Source organism: Streptomyces sp. NPDC053493 (genome assembly GCF_044544825.1).
Classification (GTDB): domain Bacteria; phylum Actinomycetota; class Actinomycetes; order Streptomycetales; family Streptomycetaceae; genus Streptomyces.
Map to the genome: position 1 here is coordinate 39,771 of NZ_JBITXS010000003.1, position 20,719 is coordinate 60,489.

Sequence of the window (20,719 nt, forward strand, 5' to 3'; positions counted from 1 at the left end):
AGCGGCCCGGTCCGGGATTCACCACAGGCGGCCCGCGCCGAGCCTCCTGCGGCCCGGCTCCGACAGGTGCAGCACCTGGAAGCGGTCGCCGGCGTCGTCCGGTACGTCGCCGGTGGCCCACAGCGTGAAGGAGAGCAGTTCCCAGTGGCGCGGGTCGACGGCGAGGGCGCTCGCCACGGCGCCGTCGGCCGCCGCCTCCCGGGCGTGCCGGGCCAGGGCGTCGGTGACCGCGTCGGCCGGCGCCACGCCCTCCGGCAGCGGCTCGCGGCGGCGCGTCGCCGCGCGGGGCGCCGCGGCGGCCGCCGGCCCCTCCGCGTAGGCGACACCGGGCCAGTGCTGCACGACGGGCCGGCCGAAGTCGTTCACGATGCCCTGGAAGCCGGGGCCCCACAGAAACGCGTTCATTCCCTCCGGCGCGGCCCAGAGGTAGAAGGGCGCGTACTGGTTGACCGGTGAGCCGTCCTCCCGCTCGCGCATCAGATACGCCTTGAGGCCCAGCCCCGGGAAGTCGTCGAGGAGATGGCCGCGGGTGGCCACCCGCTTGCGGATGATCTCCATGTCGTAGTCCGCGGGCAGCGTGATCTCGTACTGCAGGGCGTGCATCTGACGTGCTCCTCGGTTCGGTTCGGTGCGGGTCGGTGCGGTTCGGTTGTTCCGGCGGTCCGGGTCGGTCCGGGTCGGTCCGGGTCGGTCCGGGCGGTCCGGGCGGTCCGGGTCGGGTCCGGTCAGGGACGGCGGGGCGACAGCAGCGCGAGCAGGCCCCGTACGGCGGTGTCGAAGGCGGCGGTGGAGCCGGCGGCGCGGGCGAGGACGTAACCGCCCTGGACGGTCGCGACGACGGTCGAGGCCACCTCATCGGGGCGCAGGTGCGCGGCGAACTCCCCGCCGTCCAGGCCCTCCTGGACGATCCCGGCGAGCCGGCCCCGCAACCAGTCGAGCGTCTCGTCGACCGGTGCGCGCAGCTCGTCGCTCGCGATCACGTCGGGGTCCATCGTCAGCCGCCCCACCGGGCAGCCGCGCAGCACGTCGCGCTCGCGGAGCAGATAGGCCTCGATCCGCGCGTACGCCGAGCCCTCGCCGCCGAGGACGCGCTCGGCGGCCGCCCGCATCTCGGTGGCGGTGCGCCGGATCGCGGCGAGGGCGAGATCGGGCTTGCCGGCGAAGTGGTGGTACATGCTGCCCTGCCCGGCTCCGGCCGCCTGCTGGATCGCCTTCGGGCTGGTCCCGACGTAGCCGCGCTCCCACAGCAGTTCGCGGGTGGCCTCGATCAGTCGCTCGGACGCGCTCTCGCTCATGAGATCACTGTACATACCAGTAGGTACAGAGTCGAGGAGCAGCTTTCCGGCCCGCGCTCTACTCCCGCCGTCGTACACGCGAAGCCGCTGGCGGTACGACGACTCCGAGGCCCTTCGCGAGCGAGTCTCGAAGCATCCCGTAGACGCGCCACCAGAACACACGAGGAGCTGACCGAGATGAACACCCTGGCCCACGCGGGTCCCGGCCCGTGGATCCTTTTCTTCCCGCTCGTCTGGGCGGCCGTGATCATCACGGTCGTCACCGTCCTGCGCCGCTCCGGATGGCGCCGCCGCGGCCCCGGCCCGTTCGGCGGTCCCGGCGGCTTCGGCGGGCCCGACGCCTCCCGCGTCGACGAGCGTTCGCCGATCGCGCTCCTCGGCCACCGCTTCGCGGCGGGCGAGATCGACGAGGACGAGTACTGGCGCCGGCTGACGGTCCTGGAGGAGCAGTTCGGCCGCGTCACCGGTGACAAGGGGCGGCGGGCATGACCACCACGACGAGCGGCGCCGTCCTGCGGCCCGCCGCGGCCCGGGTCGTCGACGCCGTGAAGGTCTACGGCGTCGGCGACACCGAGGTCAGGGCCCTGGACGGGGTGAGCGTCGACTTCCCGGCCGGCCGCTTCACCGCGATCATGGGTCCGTCGGGCTCCGGCAAGTCCACCCTCATGCACTGCGCGGCCGGCCTCGACACCCTCACCTCCGGCTCCGCCCTCATCGGCGACACCGACCTGTCCGCCCTCGACGACCGGCGCCTCACCCTGCTGCGGCGCGAGCGGATCGGTTTCGTCTTCCAGGCCTTCAACCTGCTGCCGACGCTCACCGTCGCCGAGAACATCACCCTGCCGCTCGACCTCGCGGGCACCGCTCCCGACCCGGCCCGGCTCGGCACGCTCATCGACGCGGTCGGGCTGCGCGACCGGCTCCACCACCGGCCGAGCCAGCTCTCCGGCGGACAGCAGCAGCGCGTCGCCGTTGCGCGGGCCTTCGCCGGAACGCCGGACGTCGTCTTCGCCGACGAGCCCACCGGCAACCTCGACTCCCGCTCGGGCGAGGAGGTGCTGCGGCTGCTCGGCGACACCGTACGGGCCACCGGCCGCACCGTCGTCATGGTCACCCACGACCCGGTGGCCGCCGCCCACGCCGACGAGGTCGTCTTCCTCGCGGACGGGCGGCTGGTCGACCGCATCCCGTCCCCGACAGCCGATCTGGTCCTCGACCGGATGAAATCCCTCGACAGCAGGGGAGCGGTGGCATGAGCACGCTGCGCCTCGCCCTCGCCTCCCTGCGCGCCCACCGGCGGCGCTTCCTCGGCACCTTCGCCGCCGTCCTGCTCGGCGTCGGCTTCCTCACCGGCACGCTCGTCATGGGCGACACCCTGCGCGCCGGCTTCGACACCCTGTTCGGCAACGCCAACAGCGGCACGGACGCCGTCGTCCGCAATACGAGCGTGGTGACCGCCGCCGGCGAGGCCCAGGGCACCCGCAGCCCGGTCGACGCCTCCCTCGCGGACCGGATCGCGCGGGTGCCCGGCGTCGCGGCGGCCGTCCCGCGCATCGAGGGCGCCGGACAGCTCGTCGGCGCCGACGGCAGGCCGATCGGCGGCAAGGGCCCGCCCACCCTCGCCGGCAACTGGATCGAGGATCCCGCGCTCAATCCGTACGCCCTGGCAGAGGGCCACGCCCCGCGGAAGCCCGGCGAGGCCGTCGTCAACCGGGCCGCCGCCGAGGCCGGTCACCTCACCCTCGGCTCCACCACCGTCCTGCGCGCCCCCGATCCCGTACGCGTCACCGTCGTCGGGCTCGCCACCTTCGGCGGCGCGGACGGCATGGGCCAGGTCACCTACACCGGTCTCACCCGAGCCGACGCCGAGAAGTACCTCACCGCCAAGCCCGGCCAGGCCACCGACATCCTCGTCCGGGCCGGCCCCGGCACCTCGCCCGCCGCCCTGGTCGACGCGCTCGGTCCCGTACTCCCCGAAGGCGTCGAGGCGATCACCGGACAGCAGGCCACCGACGAGAGCAACGAGATGATCTCCGGCCGCTTCCTCGGCCTGTTCACCACTCTCCTGCTGGTGTTCAGCGGAGTCGCCCTGCTCGTCTCGGTCTTCTCCATCCACAACACCTTCGCCATCGTCGTCGCCCAACGGACCCGCGAGAACGCGCTGCTGCGCGCCCTCGGCGCCGCCCGCCGGCAGGTCGTCACCATGACCCTGGCCGAGGCACTCGCCGTCGCGCTGCTCGCCTCCGCCGCGGGACTCCTCGGCGGCATCGGCATCGCGGCCGGACTGCAGGCGCTCTTCCCGGCGGTCGGCTTCCCGTTCCCCGAGGGCGACCTGGTCGTCAGCGGTCTCTCGCTGGCCCTGCCGTTCGCCGTCGGACTCGCCGTCTGTGTCGGCTCGGCGCTGCTGCCCGCCGTGCGCGCCGGGCGGACCGCGCCGCTCGCCGCCCTGCGCGAGACGGCCGTGGACGACTCCGCCGCCTCCCGTTCCCGCACCGCCCTCGGTGCCGGACTGCTCCTCGTGGCCGTGGGCCTGGTGCTCGTCGGTGTGCTCGCCGTGCCGTCGCTGTGGCTCGCCGCCACGGGCGCGGTCCTGACCCTCGCGGCGTTCGTCGTCCTGGGGCCGGTGGCCTCCTCGTACGCGATACGGGTCCTCGGCGGCCCGCTGCGCGGCACGAACCGCGGTCTCGCGCGCCGCAACGCGCTCCGCAGCCCGCGGCGCACGGCCGCCACCGCGACCGCGCTCATGATCGGCGTCGCCGTCGTGTCGCTGTTCACCGTCTTCGGCGCCTCGCTCAAGGCGACCATGGACGACACGGTCTCGCGCTCCTTCGCGGGCGACGTGGCCGTCAGCGCGCCGTCGTTCGGCGCGGGCGGCAGCGGGCTCAGCCCGCGCCTCGCGCCCGCCGTGGCGGCGCTGCCCGAGGTGGACACCGCCGTCGGCCTCGGCAAGGGCCTCGCCGACGTCGACGGCCGGGGCCGCGCCCTGACCGTCACCGACCCGGCCGCGCTCGCCCGCGTCCTCGACCTCGGGGCCGTACGGGGCTCGCTCGGCGCCCTCGGCGCGGACGGCATCGCGGTCGCGGACGACGAGGCCGGACGTCACGGCCTCGCACCCGGCCGCACCGTCGCACTCTCCTTCACCGACGGCACCCGGCACACCTTCACCGTCCGCGCCGTCTACGAACGCGCCGACCTCGCCGGTGACTATCTGCTCACCCGTCAGGCCTGGGCCCCGCACCGCACCCAGGACGCCGACCGGCTCGTCGCCGTCACCTTCAAGGACGGCGTCTCCGCGGACGCGGGCAAGGCGGCGGTGGAGCGGGTCGCGGCGCGCTACGGCAGTCCGGACGTGCAGACCCGCGGCGAGTACGCCGCGTCCTCGGCGACCGGCATCGACATGATGCTGACCCTCGTCTACGCGTTGCTCGCCCTCGCGGTCCTGATCGCCCTGCTCGGCATCGCCAACACCCTCACCCTCGCCGTCCACGAACGCACCCGCGAGCTCGGACTGCTGCGCGCGGTCGGCCAGACCAGGACCCAGCTGCGGGCGATGATCCGCTGGGAGTCCGTCCTGGTCGCCGCCTTCGGCACCACCGGCGGCTTGCTGCTCGGCACCTTCCTCGGCTGGGTCCTGCTGCGCGCCTCCGCCGGCGCCTCGGCCGGCGACTCCACCTTCGCCCTGCCGCCCGCCTCACTCGCCGTCGTGGCCCTGGTCGGCCTCACCGCCGGCGCCCTGGCGGCCTGGCGCCCGGCCCGACGCGCGGCCCGCATGGACGTGCTGCGGGCGATCGCGACGGAGTGACCGCCCCGCCGGCCCGCCCGGACGGCGTCCTGACGCCGCGCCGGGTGGGACGCCGCCACCGACCGTACGGCTCACGGGCCGACCCGCGCCACGCGGCGCCCCGCCCGTCACGGCGAACCGTGCCCGGTTCGCGCCCTGGTGCGGCCCTGCCGGAGCGCCGACCCTCGGCTCATGGGTGAACACGACACGGCAGGCCCGCTCGTGCCCGAACGCTCCGCTCGCCGCCCGTCGGTTCAGGCTCCCTGGGAGGCCTGTGACCGTGATCAAGCACGCGACGAGGGCGCCGACGCTCCGGCTCCGCCCGCCCCGCCGGTCTGCCCGCGGTGCGGGCGGCGCTGTGAGCGGCGTCCCACCTACTACGGTGCGTACGTCCTGCTCGAGCCCGACATCCGGCGGCCCGCGCACGAGGTTCCCGTGGGCCATCGCTGGTACGAGGACTCGGACGGCCGCGTCTGGAACGGCAACAGGGCCGAACCCGCTCCGGGCGCGCATTGCCTCGTACCGCACCGGGTCGCCTGCCCCGCGCTCGTCCTCCTCGCGCACCGCGCGGAGGCCGGGCCCGACTGATGAGTCGGCGCACGCTGACCCCTGCCGCCCCCCCCCCGGGGAGCAGGCCGAAACGTAGCCCCGCGGTGCGTCCGGGGCCCCGCCGCTCAGCGGGTCAGGACCGACCGGGCCGCCGTCGGGGCGGCCACCGGGTCCTCCGGGGCGCCGAACGGGACCGGTTCGAGGGTGAGGGCGTCGAAGGGGCCGTCGGTGACGGCGCCGGGGACGGCGTCCGCGTGGAGCGGGAGGGCGACGGGGGAGGCGGGCGCCTGGAGGGTGAACCAGACGGCCTTGCCGGCATCGCCGTGCGGGCGCACGCCCCAGCTCTCGCTCATCGCCTCGATGATCGCGAGGCCGCGGCCGGAGGTGGCGAACTCGTCGTCACCGGTGCCCGGTTCGCAGATGCCCGGTATCCGCGGGTCGTTGTCGCGGACGGACACGGTGAGGCGGTCGAGCAGCAGCTCGACCTCGACGGTGCACTTCTTGTCCGGCTGTGCGTGCCGGTGGACGTTCGTCAGGAGCTCGGTGACACCGAGCGCCGCATGGTCGATCAACGCGTCGAGATGCCAGTGGCGTAGATGCGCCGAAACGATTCTGCGGACCTGTCCGATCCGCGACGGCAGGGCCTGGAGCTCCACCGCGCAGTACCTGCTGGGTTCACTGATCACGGCTGCGACTCCCCGAAGTAGGTCCGGAAGAGGACGGAGATTCGGATCTGTCATGCGATGTAGCGGGGGCGGCGACTGCTTTCGCAGCGTGACCGCCGGTCAACCCTCGGTGAGGTGGTTCCAGCGTGAACCACCCGTGAGCACCCCGCAACTCGCGGCGATCCGCCGCAGGTCAGACGCGGATCAGGCGCAGGCCAGGCGCAGGTCAGACGCAGGTCGGGCGCGGGTCGGGCGCTGCCGAACGGTCGGCCGGACCGTGCAACAGCACGACGGTCGGAGGTCCGACGGTCAGGCCGCCCGTCCCGTCGCCTTCTTCAGTGCCTCGAGCAGCCGGCCCGAACCCGACAGCCGGTAGCGCGTGCCGTTCACCGTCGCCACCGCCTCGTCGTCCTTCGCGAACCACGGCCGGCCCGCCCGTACCGTACCCAGCGGCGCGCTGTCGATCTCGCTGCCGTAGCTGGTCAGCAGGGACAGCCGGCCGTCCTCGATGCGGACCTCGCCGGCATGGGTCAGCGACCGGGGCCAGCGGTCGATGCGTACGCCCGTGGCCGTGAACTCGGGCTCGGAAGCCGTTTCAGACATGATCATCCGCCCCCTTCGCGCAGGCTGCCTCGTCCCAGTGTGCCGGGCCGCGCCGCCCGGCACCAGCGCGCCCGGTCAGCCGCCCGTCCGGCCGCTGTACGGAGCCCCTCTGCAAGGCACTCCTATGGACTCCCAAAGGGAACGTTTGCCCAGGTGGGAGCGGTATTGTCGGTCAGTGGACAGCCACCTGGGCGATCCCCGCGGGCCCCATGAGAAGAGGCAGGCACGATGACCAGCACCACCAGCCCCCTGGCCACGGTCGACGTCGACCGCAGCGACCCGGACTACCGGTCCTGGCTGAAGGAGGCCGTCCGCAAGGTCCACGCCGACGCGAACCGTTCGGCCGACACCCACCTGCTGCGCTTCCCGCTGCCCGAGAGCTGGGGCATCGACCTCTACCTCAAGGACGAGTCGACCCACCCCACCGGCAGCCTCAAGCACCGCCTCGCCCGCTCGCTCTTCCTCTACGGGCTGTGCAACGGCTGGATCCGCCCCGGCGCGCCCGTGATCGAGGCCTCCAGCGGCTCGACCGCGGTCTCGGAGGCGTACTTCGCCAAGCTCATCGGCGTCCCGTTCATCGCCGTCATGCCCCGCACCACCAGCCCCGAGAAGTGCCGGCTGATCGAGTTCCACGGCGGCCGGTGCCACTTCGTGGACGACTCGCGCACGATGTACGAGGAGGCCGCGGCGCTCGCGGAGCGCACCGGCGGCCACTACATGGACCAGTTCACCTACGCCGAGCGGGCCACCGACTGGCGCGGCAACAACAACATCGCCGAGTCGATGTACCAGCAGCTGAGACTGGAGCGCTATCCGGAGCCCGCCTGGATCGTCGCCACGGCCGGCACCGGCGGCACCTCGGCGACCATCGCCCGTTACGTGCACTACATGCAGTACGACACCCACGTCTGCGTCGCCGACCCGGAGAACTCCTGTTTCTTCGACGGCTGGACGCACCACGACCCGGACGCCACCGCCGACTGCGGCTCCCGCATCGAGGGCATCGGCCGGCCCCGGATGGAGCCGAGCTTCGTGCCCGGCGCCGTCGACCGCATGATGAAGGTGCCCGACGCGGCCAGCGTCGCCGCGGTCCGCGCCCTGGAGGCCGCGATCGGCCGCAAGGCGGGCGGCTCCACCGGCACGGGCCTGTGGAGCGCGCTGAAGATCGTCGCCGAGATGGTCGCCGAGCGGCGCACCGGCAGCGTCGTCACCCTCATCTGCGACGGCGGCGAGCGCTACCTCGACAAGTACTACTCGGACGAGTGGCTGGCCTCCCAGGGACTCGACATCGCCCCGTACACCGCCGCTATCGACCGGTTCCTGGCGACGGGTGCCTGGCCGGAGTGAGCCGCCGCTCCAGCCGGCCGACCGCGTCACGGAAGGACAGGCCGATGCCCGGCCTGGCCAGCCGCAGGCCGACCGCGAAGGGCCGGTTCCCGTCGGCCGCCATGGTCCACCGGACCCGGGTGCCGACCGCGGCGGGGGACAGCACCCACTCCTCCAGCATCGCCGTGACGCCCGGTGCGTTGGTCGCGTCGATCCGGTAGGCGTAGCGCGCCTCCGGGTCGGCCGCCATGATCGTCTCCTCGAAGGAGACTCCGCCGCGCAGCCGGACCGTCCGCCCCGCGCCCTCACGGGTCGGCGTGGCGGACGTGACGGCCGAGAACCAGGCGGGCCAGCTGGCCACCTCCACCGCCAGCGAGCGGTAGACCGCGACGGGTGGCGCCGCGAGCTCGGCCGTGAACGCCAGCCGGACGGGCGCGGACGTGATGAAGTCGAGCTCCACCGGCCTCAGTCGGCGTGCTGCCATGGACCGTACCTCCCGTGGGGCGGGCTTCAGGGAGCGCACACCTTAGCTGACGGGCGGTCAGTTGGACAGCAGTCCGTCGAGCGCCCTGGCGAACAACAGCCGTCCCGCCGCCGCCAGTACGGGATCGAAGAGCGCCGGCACGCCGCGCAGCCGCAGCTCCTCCGTCCACACCACCCGGCTGCCGCCCGCCCCGTCGCCGTTCACCCCGTCGCCGCCCGCCCCGTCGCCGTTCACCCCGTCGCCGTCCACCTCGAACGACGCCCAGCCGAGCACCACCCGTCCCCGCTTCACCAGCCGGCACACGCCCGTGCGGCCCGGAGCGGGCGGCTCGAAGCGCACGACCTCCATCGGATCGTCGAAGCCCAGCCGGCCGAGCCCGGTCCGCGCCGTGAACCGGGTGCCCACCGCGTTCGGCCCCGGCGTCAGCACCGTCGTCCGGGTGAACGGGACCTGCGCGCCGTGCGCCGGCCAGTCCGTGAGCCGCCGCCACACCTCGGCGGGCGGCAGCGCCACGGCCCGCTCGATCCGGAACCGGCTCACGCGGGCCTCCCCGCTCCCTCGACACCCGGCGTGCCTTCGGCTCCCGGCCCACGTCCGATTCCCGGCGTGCCGTCGAGGTCGCCGGGTTCCTCGCCCGCCACCACCAGCCCCGGCAGGTGCTCCGCCATCTCCTCGCGCACCTCCGGCGACACGCCGCCGTCCGTCACCAGCGTGTCCACCTCCTCCAGCGTCGCGAACGAACTCAGCCCCACCGTGCCCCACTTGGTGTGGTCCGCGACCACCACCACCCGGCGCGCCGAACGCACCAGCCGCCGGTTGGTCTCCGCCTCCGCCAGGTTCGGCGTCGACAGACCCGCCTCCACCGAGATGCCGTGCACACCCAGGAACAGCGCGTCGAAGTGCAGCGAGCGGATCGCCTGGTCGGCCACCGGCCCCACCAGGGCGTCCGACGGCGTCCGCACCCCTCCCGTCAGGACCACCGTCGCCGCGCCCGGCCGGGCCTCGCCGCCCGAGCCGGTGTGCTGCGCCTCGTAGAACACGTCCGCGACCCGCACCGAGTTCGTCACCACCGTCAGCTCCGGCACGTCCAGCAGGTGCCGGGCCAGCGCGTACGTGGTCGTGCCGCCCGACAGCGCGACCGCCGTGCCCGGTCGCACCATCGCCGCGGCGGCCCGGGCGATCTCCTCCTTCGCGCCCAGCTCGAGCGCCGACTTCGCCTCGAAACCGGGCTCGTGCGTGCTCGCCTCGACCACCGGCACCGCACCGCCGTGCACCTTCGCCACCACACCCTGCCGGGCCAGCGCGTCCAGGTCCCGGCGGACCGTCATGTCGGAGACGTTGAGACGGCGGGTCAGCTCGTTGACCCGCACGCCGCCGCGCCGGCGGACCTCGTCGAGAATCAGGGCGCGCCGCTGCTCCGCGAGGAGGTTCTGATTGTCGCTCACCGCCGGGGCCGGTCCTTTCCGAAGACGACTGGAAGGGGTAAAGGGGTAGAGGGGGACGTCGGATTCGGTGAGGACCGTGCCGTCGGGCTCGGCCGTCCGCGATCCTGGTGCCCGCCGTCGCATCCTTCCACCCTGATCCTCCCACTCAGAGAGGGAGTCCCCGAAGTGTCCCCTGCCACACCCGGCCCGCGGAGCGGAGGCGCGGCGCTCGAACTCCTCGTCCACGGCGTGGGCGGTGCCACCGCGGCCGACATGCTCGACGACCCGCGCACGGTGCGGATCACCGGCGACGGGACCGCGGCGGTGCACCGCCGCAGGGACGACGTCGACGCCGAGGAGCACCCCGAGCGGTACGCCGAGCGCCCCGTCCCCGAGGCGTACTGCTGGTCCAACCTCACCTCCGGCAACGGCACCCGCGCCCTGTGGCTGCTGCTCCTGCCGTTCATGGTCGCCAATCTCGCCCACTGGATGCGCCCGCCGACCGAGGGCCGGGCCGGTCTCGTACGGCTCTACGGCGTCCTCGTCCGGCTCGTCGCCCTCACCCTCACCGTGCTGCTCACCGCCGCGGCCTGCGAGGTCGCCCTCGACCTGACGGCCTGGCAGTGCGCCGGCTCCGGCGCCTGCGCCGGGCAGCGGTCCTGGCTGGGCTTCCTGTCCGCCGAGCGCGGCGGCTGGTGGGCCCAGCCGGGCCGCCGGCTCGCGCTCGCCGCGCTCGTCCCCACGGCGCTGGTCGGCCTCCTCTGGTACCTGTCCAACCGCACCTGGAGCGCCTACGAGGCACAGCGCCCGCCCACCGGCTACGACACGGACACCCGGACGGCGGACGCCGGGACGGCCGACACCGGGACGGCGGACGCGCAGGCCACGGACACCGAGAGCACGGACACCGAGGCCACGGACACCGGGACCACGGACACCGAGGCCGCCGACGCGGCGAGCCCGACCGCGGCGACCCCGGCCGAACTGCGCCCCGCCCTCGGCCGGCCCGGCTTCTGGTACGGCCGCCGGCTCGTCGCCCGGCTGCGCGCCGCGCACACCGCGGCCGGTTTCCTCACCGTCGCCGCCGCCCTCGCCGGAGCGGTGGCCCGGCACGACCACCGGGCCGCCCACGGCTCCGCGTACGAGATCCTCGGCCGGGCCCTCCAGGCCGGCATCCTGCTCCTCGCGGCCCTCGTGCTGTGGGTCGTCTGCCGCCGCGGCCGCAGCGAGCACCGCCTCGACCTGCGCATCGAACGCGCCCTGGTCTCCTGGCTGCCCGCCACCGCCCTGCTGCTGCTCGCGCTCACCGCCGTCCACACCGCCTGGTCGCGCCCCGCCTGGGTCTCCGCCGGCACCCTGCCCGGTGACGCCTTCTTCGGCAGCCTCACCCTCGCCCAGGGCGGCCTCGTCGTCGCCCTCGGCGCGGTCGCCCTGCTCCTGCACCGTCCACGGCGCGACCCGCGCACCGCCCTGTACGGGCTCGGCGGCCCCGCCGTCGCCATGCTGGCCTGTGCCCTCGGCGGCGTGATGTCCGGCGGCGTCGCCCAGCGGGTCGCCGACTGGCTCGACGGCCCCGGCACACCCGGCGCCGGCGACGGGCTGATCACCGGCCCTCCCGTGCTGCTCAGCTGGCAGGCCTCCGTCATCCCGGTCCTGCTCCTGCTGCTCCTCGTGCCCGCCGCGCTGCTCGGCGCGCGTACCGTCCTCGCCGCCCGCCGGCTCCGCCCCGTCGTGAACGCCGCATACGAGGCCGACGACCCCGACCGGCTGCGCACCGACCAGATCGCGGCGGTACGGTCCAGGGCCGCGCTCACCGACTCCGCGCCCGTCCTCGTCGGCGTCGTCTCCGGCGCCACCCTGCTGCTCGGCGCCGCCTCCGTCGCCGGGGCCTGGGCCAGCGGAAACGTGCCCGGCCGGGCCTTCGACGGCGCCCATCCCGCGATCGCCTCGGCCGCCACCGCCTGCCAGGCCCTCGGCTCGTGGATGATCGGCTTCGGCTTCCTGCTCTTCGTCACCTGGGGCCGCCGCGCCTACAAGGACCGCTCCGCCCGCCGCACCATCGGCATCCTGTGGGACGTCGGCACCTTCTGGCCGCGCGCCGCCCACCCGTTCGCCCCGCCCTGCTACGCCGAACGGGCGGTGCCCGACCTCACCTGGCGGATGAGCTCCTGGACCCGGCAGACCGGCGGCCGACTTGTCATCTCCGGTCACTCCCAGGGCAGCGTCCTGGCCGCCGCCGCGGTCTGGCAGCTGCCGCCCGCCACCCGCCGCCGGGTCGCGCTCCTCACCTACGGCTCGCCGCTCGAACGCCTCTACGGGCGCTGGTTCCCGGCCTACTTCGGCCCCGAGTCGCTGCGCGGCCTGCACCGCACGGTGCACTGCTGGAGCAACCTCTTCCGGGCCACCGATCCCATCGGCGGACCCGTCCGCGTCCCGGCCGAGGGCGGTCGGCCGGCCGTCGACCGGCCCGAGCTGCTCGACCCCGTCGCGTACGGACGCACCCGCGTCCACCCGCTGCCCGAACCGATCCTGGGCCACTCCGACTACCAGGCCGACCCGGCCTTCGACCTCGCGCGCGCCGCGCTGCTCGACCGGCTGCCGCCCGCGCTGCCGCGCCAGCGCGTCACCGACCCGCAGATCCAGGGGAGTTCGGAGGCCCAGGAGCTGTCCGAGGCGCAGGGGAGCACCCACGTACAGCAGAGCCCGGAGGCTCAGGGCAGCCCCTGAATTCAGGGCAGCCCGAAATTCACGGCAGTTCGGGCAGGTCCTCCGGATAGAGCAGGGTCAGGTCGTCCGTGCTCGGCTCGGCGAGCGCGGCGACCCGGCCCGCGTGCCGCTCCACCATCGACTCGAACGTCTGCCGCGCCGTCCGGCCGTTGCCGAAGGTCGGGCCCTTCGGCAAGGCCGTGAAGTACTTCACCAGCGCCTCGCCCGCGCCCGAGGCCAGCCGGTACTCGTGCTCCTCGGCCTGCTGCTCCACGATCCGCAGCAGTTCCTCGGGCACGTAGTCGGAGAAGGTGATGGTGCGTGAGAAGCGCGAGGCCACGCCCGGGTTGACGGTCAGGAAGCGCTCCATCTCCGCGGTGTATCCGGCGACGATCACGACGACCGCGTCCCGGTGGTCCTCCATCAGCTTCACCAGGGTGTCGATCGCCTCCCGGCCGAAGTCCCGCCCCGAGTCCTCCGGGGACAGCGCATAGGCCTCGTCCACGAACAGGACACCGCCGCGCGCCCGGTCGAAGGCCTCCTGGGTGCGGATGGCGGTCGAGCCGATGTGCTCGCCCACCAGGTCGACCCGCGACACCTCCACCAGATGACCTCGCTCCAGCACACCGAGCGAGGCCAGGATCTCGCCGTACAGCCGGGCCACCGTGGTCTTGCCCGTGCCCGGGCTGCCGGTGAAGACGAGATGGCGGCGGGCCGAGACGACCTTGAGACCGGCCTCCTGGCGCCGCCGGCCCACCTCGATCATGTTGGTGAGCGTCCGTACCTCGTGCTTGACGCTCTCCAGGCCCACCAGCGCGTCCAGTTCGGCGAGCACCTCCCGTGAGGAGCGCACCGCCGGCGCGGGCTCGGGGGCCGGGACTGCCGCCGGGGCCACGGACGGCGCCGCGACGGAGGCGCGCGGCGCCGGCACCGCGCCGAGCAGCAGCCCGCCCGGCTGGACGGCCGTGCCCGGCCCGCCGGCCTCCCGCACTGCCGAGGCGCGCAGCTGGCTCTCGTCGCCGGTGCAGTCCTCGACGACCGGACCTTCGTCGGGGAACTCGTAACCACCGCGCGCGCACCGCTCCGTACGGCACGAGCGCAGCGTCGTCCGGCAGCCGTCCATCACATGGAAGCCGTAGCCGCCGCTGCCCGTCACCCGGCAGCCGAGGAACGAACCGCGGCCCTCCGCCGACACGTAGAATCCCGCCTCCGCGGGCGAACTGACCGTGCACCGCTCGATCGTCGGATCGGCGCCCTTGGTGACGATGACACCGGTCTGCACGGTGTCGATGGTGCAGCCGGCGAGGGTGCCGCCGCTGCCGTGGTCGCGGAACCAGGCGCCCGTGGACGCCTCCCGGATCCGGCAGTCGTCCAGCTGCGCCGTCGCGCCGTCGCTCACCGACACGGCCGTGTTGCGCACCTGCGACAGATCGCTGTCGACGACGTCGGCGCGCGAACCCCGGTCGAGGACGAACAGGGCGTCGGGCACGTCGTGCACCCGGCAGGAGTCCAGCACCGCGGTCGCCCCGTCGCTCACCCAGACGGCCGGATAGTCGCCGGTGCTGTCGTGGATCTCGCACTGGTTGGCGTCCACCCGGGTGCCCGGGTCCCACACGGACAGGCCGTTGCGCCCGAACCGCCGCACCGTCGAGCGGGTGAGCGTGAGGACCGAGCGGGAACGCAGGTCGACCGCGTTCTCGGGGATGTCGTGGATGTCGCAGTCGGACAGCGTGAGCACCGCGTCCGTGTCCAGCGTGATGCCGTCGGCGGAGGTCCGGTGCACCGTCGAGTCGCTCAGGTGCGCGCTCGCGCGCGCCGCGATCTGCAGGCCGGTGCCCTTGATCTCGTACACCTCGCAGCCGAGGCCCTCCAGGCCGCTGCCCTCGCCGTTGACGGTGATCCCGGCGCCGGAGGCGTGGTGCACCCGGCAGCGCTCCAGACGGGGATGGGCGCCGCCGCGCACCGAGATCCCCGACTGGCCGGCCGAGACGATCTCGCACTCCTCGAACACTCCGCCCGCGCCGTCGAGTACGGCGATCCCGACGCCGGCCGGGTTGTCGACCGTGCAGCGGCGCACCGTCGGCCGGGCCGCGCCGCGCACCTCCACGCCGGCCGCCGAGCGGGTCACGATCCGCAGGTCGAGCAGCTCGGGTGTGCCGTCCTCCACCAGCAGCGCCGGGGCCGCCGAGTCCTGGCCCTCGATGTGCAGGTCCTGGAGCGTGGCCGAGGCCCGTACGGTCAGCGGCACGCCGTCGGCGGGCGCGATCCGCACCGAGCCGACGGCCCCGTCGCCACCGCGCAGGGTGACGGCCCGCTGGACGACGAGGTTCTCCCGGTAGGTGCCGGGGGCCACGGTGAGGACGTCCCCGTCGCCCGCGGCCTCCAGGGCGGCGGCGAGGGAGGCGTACTCGCCCGTGCGGCGCCGCCACCGCGACGTGCCGGTGTGCGTCACCTGGACCGTGCCCTGTGCCATGGGTGTGCTCTGCCCCCGCCTCGTACGCCGACGCCGCTGGATCCGAGATCCGATGCCCCACCGTAGCGCGCGCGGCGGCGCCCGGTTCACGGGTCGGCCGGGCTGCCACCCGCTCCGTGCTCAGCTGCCCTTGCCCGTACGGCCCCAGTCCGGACCGGCCTGCGCCCAGGCCCGGTCGAGCCGGGCGTAGCGCCGCCGCATCAGCCGGTGCACGACGGTCCGCCGGGCGGTCTCCACCATGAAGGCGAGCAGCAGCGCCACGGTGAGCCCGGCGATCAGGGCGTGCGCCCGGGCGGTGTCGGGGTGCATCGGCGGGCTCACGGCCCGCCCGGACCGGTCGGTCCACAGCGGGAAGACGTCACCGGGGCGCGCCTGGTCACGGGTGGTGGTCACCGTCCCGCTCCGCCGGGAGCCGTCGGGCGCGGTCCAGTCGGCCACGACGGCGGGTCTGAGCCGCTGCTCGCCGGCCAGCTCCGCGGCCCGCTCACCGCCGGCCCCGTCGGCGGCCCGCACCACCCGGGCGACGGTCGGGGCCCGCTCCTGCTGCTGGATCCGCACCGCCTGCTGCAGCGAGGTGTTCGCGGAGACGCCCGCGGCCCAGCCGGCCAGCGGCACGACGACACACAGCAGCACGGCGGCGGTGAGGGCCACCCACGCCTCGATCAGATCCGTGGTCCGGCGCAGGGGATTGTGCCGCCAGCGCCAGAGCCCGATGGCTGCGCGCACGCTCCGCACCCCCTCGTCTCGTCGACGGCCCGGAACGGGCCTTTCGGCGTTGCCGCTCTTCCAACGAGTGTGCCCCGGGGGAGGGTTCCTCGCCTGTCGGGAGCAATTCCGGACAACTTCGCACCCTCCCGGAGCGAAGCCCGAGGCGGGTGCCGGCAGGAGTCGCGCGGCGAGGAGGCAGGCGCCGAGGACGTCAGTCGAGGATCTTGACCGGGTCGCCGACCCGGATGACGCCCGGGTGCTCGGGCACCAGGTTCTGGCCGAAGATCAGCCGGCTGTCCTGCTTGCGGTGCCGGGCCAGGGTACGCAGCGGCTCCTTGCCGCGCTCGCCGGACAGCTGGTCGGTGGTGGTGACCACGCAGCGGCCGCAGGTCCTGGCGACCCGGAAGGCGACGTCGCCGATGGACAGCCGCCGCCAGTCGTCCTCGGCCCACGGCGCGGTGCCCTCGACGACCACGTTCGGCCGGAAGCGGTTCATGGGCAGCGGGCCCTCGTCCGCGTGATCGCCCTGGGCGATGAGGGAGTTGAGGGCGTCCAGGGAGGAGGTGGTGGTGAGGAGCAGCGGATAGCCGTCGGCGAAGCTGACCGTCTCGCCGGGCAGCGCGTAGTCCGGGTCGACGGGGCGGCGACGGGCCGGGTCGTCCATGTGGACGAACCGCACCTGGCTGTCCAGGTACGCGGTGAACCAGGCGTCCGCGGCGGTGCCCGCGGGCACCGACTGCACCACGGCGCCGAAGACGTCCACCGGGATCGTGCCGTCCGGGGCGGAAAGCCGCGGTACCTCCACCGTCAGCGGCTCGCGGCCGGGCGCGGTCAGCGTGACGCCGCCGTCCGGCAGCGGCGCGGCCGACGCCAACGCCAGCCGTGCGTGCTGGCGTTGGGTCACGACCTTGCCCGCGGTGTCCACGACGGCCCAGCGGCGGTCACCGGCCAGTCCCCATGGCTGGACCTCCGCCTCGGCGGGTGCGAACCCGCGCAGTGCCTTGACCGGATGGACATGGACGGAGTGCAAGACAGGAATCGGCATGTCCTCATCCTGCCAGTCGCTCCGCCGGTGCCGAAGGTCAGTACCCCCGGCCCTGATAGGGGCGGTTGTACGGGTCGTCGTACGGCGCGGGCGTGGGCGCCGGGGCGGGTCGCGGGGCCGCCGGGCGCATCGCCTCGTACCCGGTGGCCATGGGGCGCGGCGGCTGCGGCGCCTGCGGGGCCGGGTAGCCGCGCGGGGCGGCGGGCTGCTGCGGGATGTACGGCGTGGGTGCCTGCTGCAGCGGCACGGGAGCCATCTGCGCGGCCGGGGCCATGTGGGCGGCCGGGGCCATGTGCGCGAGGGGAGCCGGCTGGGGCGCGGGCTGCGGGTAGCCGTAGCCGCCGGTGGCGCCGTAGGCGGGGGCGGGCTGGGGAGAGGGCGCCGCCGGGAGGGCGGGCAGGGCCGCGGGCAGCGCCGGCAGGTAGCTGCTGCTTCCGGAGAAGCCGCTGCCGGAGTCGTACGCGGAGGGCACTCGGATCGGGGCGATCTGAGGCGTGCCCCGCTCTGCGACGAGGGAGTCGTAGATGGGGGTGTCGGGGAACGACGGCGCGGTGTAGTAACCGCCTCCGTAGGTGGAGCGCGGGGAGGTCATGGCCATAAGTTAAGCCCACGATGTGCTCTATGGGGAGCCCGATAAGAGGGTTGTTTGACGGGTTCGTTGAGACCGCTGACCGGCAATGTGAGCGAACCTGACAAAAACGGTCGCGCCGCAGGTCAGCGATCTTGAAAACACCGAGATCGGGAGGGGTTACCCGCGAGTCCGGTCGAGTGCCCGGCATGCCCGGTCTCAACGCCGTGTAAAGGAATCTTGACGCCGCTGTCACCACGACGGGGGAGATGTTCATTCACCGCCGGGCCGGAATTGCCCCGCCGTCCGGAGAAATTCGCCCGCCGGTCACGAACTGACGGCGGCTCAACGCTCCGCCGGGCCCGGCGCTTCGGACGCGGGCCGCGGCCGCGCGTACGTCCGGCCCTTCCACGCCGCTCCCCGGCCCCGGTGGTGCTGCACCGCCGAGTCCACCGTCATCAGCAGATAGAGCAGAGCGGTGAAGGGCAGCAGCGGAGCGAGCCAGGACGGCTGGCGGTAGTAACGGAGCATCGGCAGATACGTGCCCGCCATCACCGCCCAGGCGAGCCCGCCGGCCCAGGCCGCCGCCCGGTCCCCGGTGGCGAGACCGGCCGTCAGCGTCGCGGGCGGTGCCAGATAGACCAGCGCCAGGCCCGCGACCGTGCCCGCCAGGACCAGCGGGTTGTGCCGCAGCTGCGCGTACGCGCTCCGCGACACCATCCGCCACAGATCACCCAGGCCCGGATACGGACGGATGCTGTCGACCCGGTCGGCCAGCCCCAGCCAGACCCGGCCGCCGGCCCGCCGCACCGCCCGGGCCAGCGAGACGTCGTCGATCACCGCCTGCCGGATCACCTCCGGCACCCCGGCGCGCTCCGCCGTCTCCGTCCGCAGCAGCACGCATCCGCCGGCCGCCGCCGTCGCCAGCGGGCGCGGCCGGTTGATCCAGCGGAAGGGATACAGCTGGCAGAAGAAGTAGACGAACGCCGGCACGATCAGCCGCTCCCAGCCGGTCGCCACCCGCAGCCGCGCCATCTGCGACACCAGATCGAGCCGGTGGCCCGTCGCCGCGGCGACCAGCAGCCGCAGGCTGTCCGGCTCATGGGCGATGTCCGCGTCCGTCAGGAGCAGGAATTCGGGTCCCCGCGCGCGTGCCAGCGCCATTCCGTGCCGCAGCGCCCACAGCTTGCCCGTCCAGCCGGGCGCGGGCTCGCCCGGCGACACCACCGTCAGCGCCAGCCCGCCGTGCCGGAGCGCCAGCTCCTCGGCGAGGCGTCCGGTGCCGTCAGCGCTCCCGTCGTCCACCAGGATCACCTCCGCCGGACCCGGATAGTCCTGGGCCAGCAGCGACGGCAGGCTCAGCGGCAGCACCTCGGCCTCGTCCCGCGCCGGAACCACCACCACGACCGCCGGCCACCGCTCGGGGGCGTCCACGGGCGCCGGCAGCCGCTGGTCCGTGCGCCAGAAGAACCCCTGACCCAGGAGCAGCCATCCCCATACGGCCAGAGAACCGATCGCGATCCAGGCAAGAGGGCTCATTCGCCGCAGTCTGCCCCAGATCGGCGGGGAAGCAAGGGCCGTCGGCTAGGGTGACCGGGTGAAGATCGCCCTCATGGACTCCGGAATCGGCCTGCTGCCCGCCGCGACCGCCGTCCGCCGCATGCGGCCGGACGCGGACCTGGTGCTCTCCAGCGACCCCGACGGCATGCCCTGGGGCCCGCGCACTCCCGAGGACCTCACCGAGCGTGCCCTCGCCGTCGCCCGGGCCGCCGCCGCGCACCAGCCCGACGCCCTGATCGTCGGCTGCAACACGGCCACCGTCCACGCCCTGCCGGCGCTGCGCGCCGAGCTGGAGCCCCGCATCCCGGTCATCGGCACCGTGCCCGCGATCAAGCCCGCGGCCGTCGGCGGCGGCAAGGTCGCCATCTGGGCCACGCCCGCCACCACCGGCAGCCCGTACCAGCGTGGACTCATCCGCGACTTCGCCGACGGCGCCGAGGTCACCGAGGTGCCGTGCCCGGGTCTCGCCGACGCCGTCGAGCACGACGACGCCGAGGCCGTACGGCACGCCGTGGACGCCGCCGCCGCGCTCACGCCGCCGGACGTCCGGGCCGTCGTCCTCGGCTGCACCCACTACGAGCTCGTCGCCGGACTCATCCGGTCGGCGCTGCGGCGCACCGACCACCCGCCGGTCGTTTTGCACGGCTCCGCCGGGGCAGTCGCGGCTCAGGCGCTGCGGCGCATCGGCGCCGAACCCGCCCCGGACGCGGCCCCCACCGGCTCCCTGACCGTGCTGCTCAGCGGCCGCCCGGGCCCGCTCCCGCAGGCCGCGCTCGGCTACGCCGAGGGCCGCGACCTCGCCGCGACGGCCCCGGCGCACTGAGCGTCACCGGACGACTCCGCCGAGGCGCCGACATCGCGGAACGTGCGTAGGCTGTCACCATGAGGGACCACTCCCCGAACCAGGGTCCCGAGGGACCCGTCCCACCGGTCTGGACCGGTCGGGCCACCAACCGGCTGCAATGGCTGCCGGCCGTCGGCGGGGTCGCCTGCATGGCCCTCGGCGTCGCGCTCGCCGTCAAGTCGCCGTGGACCTCCGGCATCGCCCCGCTCCTCATGGCCGTGATCGGCTGCCTGGCCGCCGGCCTCCTCGTGCTGTTCGGCACGCTCGCCTTCGTCCATGTCGCGGTCCGGGTCGACGACCGCGGCATGGAGGTGCGCTGCGGCCACATCGGCGTCCCGCGCCGCCGCATCCCGCTCGCCCATGTCGTCGACGCCCACTTCGCGCCGTCCGTCACGCCCCGCCAGTGGGGCGGCTGGGGCTACCGCTGGAGGCCCGAGAAGGGCACGGCGGTCGTGGTGCGGCGCGGCGAGGGCCTGGTGCTGTGGCTAGGAGACGGACGGACCTTCACGGTGACGGTGGACGACGCCGAATCCGCCGTCCAGGCCATCCGCACCCTGCTGCGACGAGCCACCCCGCCGGCCGCGACGAGCGCCTGACCGGGCCCGGTCCCGCCCCGTGACCCGCGCGGGCCGGCGGCCCCGGACCCGCACGGGCCGGGACGCCGTCCGCCCGGAAGAGGGCCGTAGAC

The 20,719-nt window shown here is 74.4% G+C and carries 20 protein-coding genes; 8 read left to right on the forward strand and 12 right to left on the reverse strand.

Annotation, left to right across the window (positions count from 1 at the left end):
* Positions 1 to 18: 18 nt before the first annotated feature.
* Positions 19 to 603, reverse strand: a complete 585-nt coding sequence (locus ACIGO8_RS10330; RefSeq protein WP_399726952.1) for a DUF4865 family protein — start codon at positions 601 to 603, stop codon at positions 19 to 21.
* A 122-nt stretch (positions 604 to 725) separates the two neighbouring features.
* Entirely contained in the window at positions 726 to 1,310 is a 585-nt protein-coding gene (locus tag ACIGO8_RS10335) for a TetR/AcrR family transcriptional regulator (RefSeq protein ID WP_399726955.1), read from the reverse strand.
* A gap of 162 nt (positions 1,311 to 1,472) precedes the next feature.
* Between ACIGO8_RS10335 and ACIGO8_RS10340 the strand changes: the two genes are divergently transcribed.
* The 4 genes from ACIGO8_RS10340 (at position 1,473) to ACIGO8_RS10355 (ending at position 5,664) form a co-directional block, all read left to right on the forward strand.
* Complete coding sequence (locus tag ACIGO8_RS10340) at positions 1,473 to 1,784, forward strand: SHOCT domain-containing protein (protein ID WP_399726957.1); 312 nt, start codon at positions 1,473 to 1,475, stop codon at positions 1,782 to 1,784.
* Positions 1,781 to 2,551 (forward strand): ABC transporter ATP-binding protein, encoded by a 771-nt coding sequence (locus ACIGO8_RS10345; protein WP_399726960.1) that lies wholly within the window; start codon positions 1,781 to 1,783, stop codon positions 2,549 to 2,551. Before ACIGO8_RS10340 ends, ACIGO8_RS10345 begins: the two co-directional genes overlap by 4 nt.
* On the forward strand, positions 2,548 to 5,097 hold the full coding sequence (locus ACIGO8_RS10350) for an FtsX-like permease family protein (RefSeq protein ID WP_399726963.1): 2,550 nt from the start codon (positions 2,548 to 2,550) through the stop codon (positions 5,095 to 5,097). The genes ACIGO8_RS10345 and ACIGO8_RS10350 overlap by 4 nt, the downstream gene beginning before the upstream one ends.
* A gap of 171 nt (positions 5,098 to 5,268) precedes the next feature.
* A complete protein-coding gene (locus tag ACIGO8_RS10355) occupies positions 5,269 to 5,664 on the forward strand; it encodes a DUF6083 domain-containing protein (protein ID WP_399726966.1) in 396 nt (131 codons plus the stop codon).
* An 86-nt stretch (positions 5,665 to 5,750) separates the two neighbouring features.
* On the opposite strand, the gene ACIGO8_RS10360 is transcribed toward ACIGO8_RS10355, so the two are convergent.
* Together ACIGO8_RS10360 and ACIGO8_RS10365 are read right to left on the reverse strand one after the other, a co-directional pair.
* Positions 5,751 to 6,311 (reverse strand): ATP-binding protein, encoded by a 561-nt coding sequence (locus tag ACIGO8_RS10360; protein ID WP_399726969.1) that lies wholly within the window; start codon positions 6,309 to 6,311, stop codon positions 5,751 to 5,753.
* Positions 6,312 to 6,599: 288 nt separating this feature from the next.
* On the reverse strand, positions 6,600 to 6,893 hold the full coding sequence (locus ACIGO8_RS10365) for a hypothetical protein (protein ID WP_399726972.1): 294 nt from the start codon (positions 6,891 to 6,893) through the stop codon (positions 6,600 to 6,602).
* Between the two features lie 228 nt (positions 6,894 to 7,121).
* On the opposite strand from ACIGO8_RS10365, the gene ACIGO8_RS10370 reads away from it, so the two are divergent.
* On the forward strand, positions 7,122 to 8,240 hold the full coding sequence (locus ACIGO8_RS10370; RefSeq protein ID WP_399726975.1) for a PLP-dependent cysteine synthase family protein: 1,119 nt from the start codon (positions 7,122 to 7,124) through the stop codon (positions 8,238 to 8,240).
* On the opposite strand, the gene ACIGO8_RS10375 is transcribed toward ACIGO8_RS10370, so the two are convergent.
* From ACIGO8_RS10375 to ACIGO8_RS10385, 3 genes are read right to left on the reverse strand one after another with little or no spacing between them, the layout of a single operon-like run.
* Positions 8,200 to 8,703, reverse strand: coding sequence for an SRPBCC family protein (locus tag ACIGO8_RS10375; protein ID WP_399726978.1), 504 nt, complete (start codon positions 8,701 to 8,703; stop codon positions 8,200 to 8,202). The genes ACIGO8_RS10370 and ACIGO8_RS10375 overlap by 41 nt on opposite strands.
* A gap of 57 nt (positions 8,704 to 8,760) precedes the next feature.
* Positions 8,761 to 9,243, reverse strand: a complete 483-nt coding sequence (locus tag ACIGO8_RS10380) for an SRPBCC family protein (protein WP_399726980.1) — start codon at positions 9,241 to 9,243, stop codon at positions 8,761 to 8,763.
* Positions 9,240 to 10,148 carry a DeoR/GlpR family DNA-binding transcription regulator gene (locus tag ACIGO8_RS10385; protein ID WP_399726983.1) on the reverse strand — a complete coding sequence of 303 codons (909 nt, stop codon included), beginning with the start codon at positions 10,146 to 10,148 and terminating at the stop codon, positions 9,240 to 9,242. Before ACIGO8_RS10385 ends, ACIGO8_RS10380 begins: the two co-directional genes overlap by 4 nt.
* 165 nt (positions 10,149 to 10,313) lie before the next feature.
* Between ACIGO8_RS10385 and ACIGO8_RS10390 the strand changes: the two genes are divergently transcribed.
* The gene (locus tag ACIGO8_RS10390) at positions 10,314 to 12,854 is read left to right on the forward strand and encodes a hypothetical protein (protein WP_399726985.1); all 2,541 of its coding nucleotides are present in this window, start codon (positions 10,314 to 10,316) and stop codon (positions 12,852 to 12,854) included.
* A 19-nt stretch (positions 12,855 to 12,873) separates the two neighbouring features.
* On the opposite strand, the gene ACIGO8_RS10395 is transcribed toward ACIGO8_RS10390, so the two are convergent.
* The 5 genes from ACIGO8_RS10395 to ACIGO8_RS10415 all read right to left on the reverse strand — a co-directional run bounded on the left by ACIGO8_RS10395 (position 12,874) and on the right by ACIGO8_RS10415 (position 19,166).
* Positions 12,874 to 15,306: a right-handed parallel beta-helix repeat-containing protein gene (locus ACIGO8_RS10395; RefSeq protein ID WP_399726988.1), complete on the reverse strand. Its 2,433-nt coding sequence runs from the start codon at positions 15,304 to 15,306 to the stop codon at positions 12,874 to 12,876.
* A 120-nt stretch (positions 15,307 to 15,426) separates the two neighbouring features.
* Positions 15,427 to 16,032 carry a hypothetical protein gene (locus ACIGO8_RS10400; protein ID WP_399726991.1) on the reverse strand — a complete coding sequence of 202 codons (606 nt, stop codon included), beginning with the start codon at positions 16,030 to 16,032 and terminating at the stop codon, positions 15,427 to 15,429.
* Between the two features lie 193 nt (positions 16,033 to 16,225).
* Positions 16,226 to 17,059 (reverse strand): MOSC domain-containing protein, encoded by an 834-nt coding sequence (locus ACIGO8_RS10405; RefSeq protein ID WP_399726994.1) that lies wholly within the window; start codon positions 17,057 to 17,059, stop codon positions 16,226 to 16,228.
* Between the two features lie 37 nt (positions 17,060 to 17,096).
* Entirely contained in the window at positions 17,097 to 17,651 is a 555-nt protein-coding gene (locus tag ACIGO8_RS10410; protein WP_399726997.1) for a DUF6643 family protein, read from the reverse strand.
* Positions 17,652 to 17,972: 321 nt separating this feature from the next.
* Positions 17,973 to 19,166 (reverse strand): glycosyltransferase, encoded by a 1,194-nt coding sequence (locus ACIGO8_RS10415; RefSeq protein ID WP_399727000.1) that lies wholly within the window; start codon positions 19,164 to 19,166, stop codon positions 17,973 to 17,975.
* A 58-nt stretch (positions 19,167 to 19,224) separates the two neighbouring features.
* Here ACIGO8_RS10415 and ACIGO8_RS10420 point away from each other — a divergent pair, with 58 nt between their 5' ends.
* Both ACIGO8_RS10420 and ACIGO8_RS10425 read left to right on the forward strand, forming a co-directional pair.
* Positions 19,225 to 20,010: a glutamate racemase gene (locus ACIGO8_RS10420; protein ID WP_399727002.1), complete on the forward strand. Its 786-nt coding sequence runs from the start codon at positions 19,225 to 19,227 to the stop codon at positions 20,008 to 20,010.
* A 59-nt stretch (positions 20,011 to 20,069) separates the two neighbouring features.
* The gene (locus ACIGO8_RS10425) at positions 20,070 to 20,627 is read left to right on the forward strand and encodes a hypothetical protein (RefSeq protein ID WP_399727005.1); all 558 of its coding nucleotides are present in this window, start codon (positions 20,070 to 20,072) and stop codon (positions 20,625 to 20,627) included.
* Positions 20,628 to 20,719 lie beyond the last annotated feature (92 nt).

Coding starts and splice junctions, on each gene's coding strand:
- ACIGO8_RS10330 (WP_399726952.1), bottom strand. CDS start 603: ATGCACGCCCTGCAGTACGAGATCACGCTGCCCGCGGACTACGACATG.
- ACIGO8_RS10335 (WP_399726955.1), bottom strand. CDS start 1,310: ATGTACAGTGATCTCATGAGCGAGAGCGCGTCCGAGCGACTGATCGAG.
- ACIGO8_RS10340 (WP_399726957.1), top strand. CDS start 1,473: ATGAACACCCTGGCCCACGCGGGTCCCGGCCCGTGGATCCTTTTCTTC.
- ACIGO8_RS10345 (WP_399726960.1), top strand. CDS start 1,781: ATGACCACCACGACGAGCGGCGCCGTCCTGCGGCCCGCCGCGGCCCGG.
- ACIGO8_RS10350 (WP_399726963.1), top strand. CDS start 2,548: ATGAGCACGCTGCGCCTCGCCCTCGCCTCCCTGCGCGCCCACCGGCGG.
- ACIGO8_RS10355 (WP_399726966.1), top strand. CDS start 5,269: ATGGGTGAACACGACACGGCAGGCCCGCTCGTGCCCGAACGCTCCGCT.
- ACIGO8_RS10365 (WP_399726972.1), bottom strand. CDS start 6,893: ATGTCTGAAACGGCTTCCGAGCCCGAGTTCACGGCCACGGGCGTACGC.
- ACIGO8_RS10370 (WP_399726975.1), top strand. CDS start 7,122: ATGACCAGCACCACCAGCCCCCTGGCCACGGTCGACGTCGACCGCAGC.
- ACIGO8_RS10375 (WP_399726978.1), bottom strand. CDS start 8,703: ATGGCAGCACGCCGACTGAGGCCGGTGGAGCTCGACTTCATCACGTCC.
- ACIGO8_RS10395 (WP_399726988.1), bottom strand. CDS start 15,306: ATGGCACAGGGCACGGTCCAGGTGACGCACACCGGCACGTCGCGGTGG.
- ACIGO8_RS10405 (WP_399726994.1), bottom strand. CDS start 17,059: ATGCCGATTCCTGTCTTGCACTCCGTCCATGTCCATCCGGTCAAGGCA.
- ACIGO8_RS10410 (WP_399726997.1), bottom strand. CDS start 17,651: ATGACCTCCCCGCGCTCCACCTACGGAGGCGGTTACTACACCGCGCCG.
- ACIGO8_RS10415 (WP_399727000.1), bottom strand. CDS start 19,166: ATGAGCCCTCTTGCCTGGATCGCGATCGGTTCTCTGGCCGTATGGGGA.
- ACIGO8_RS10425 (WP_399727005.1), top strand. CDS start 20,070: ATGAGGGACCACTCCCCGAACCAGGGTCCCGAGGGACCCGTCCCACCG.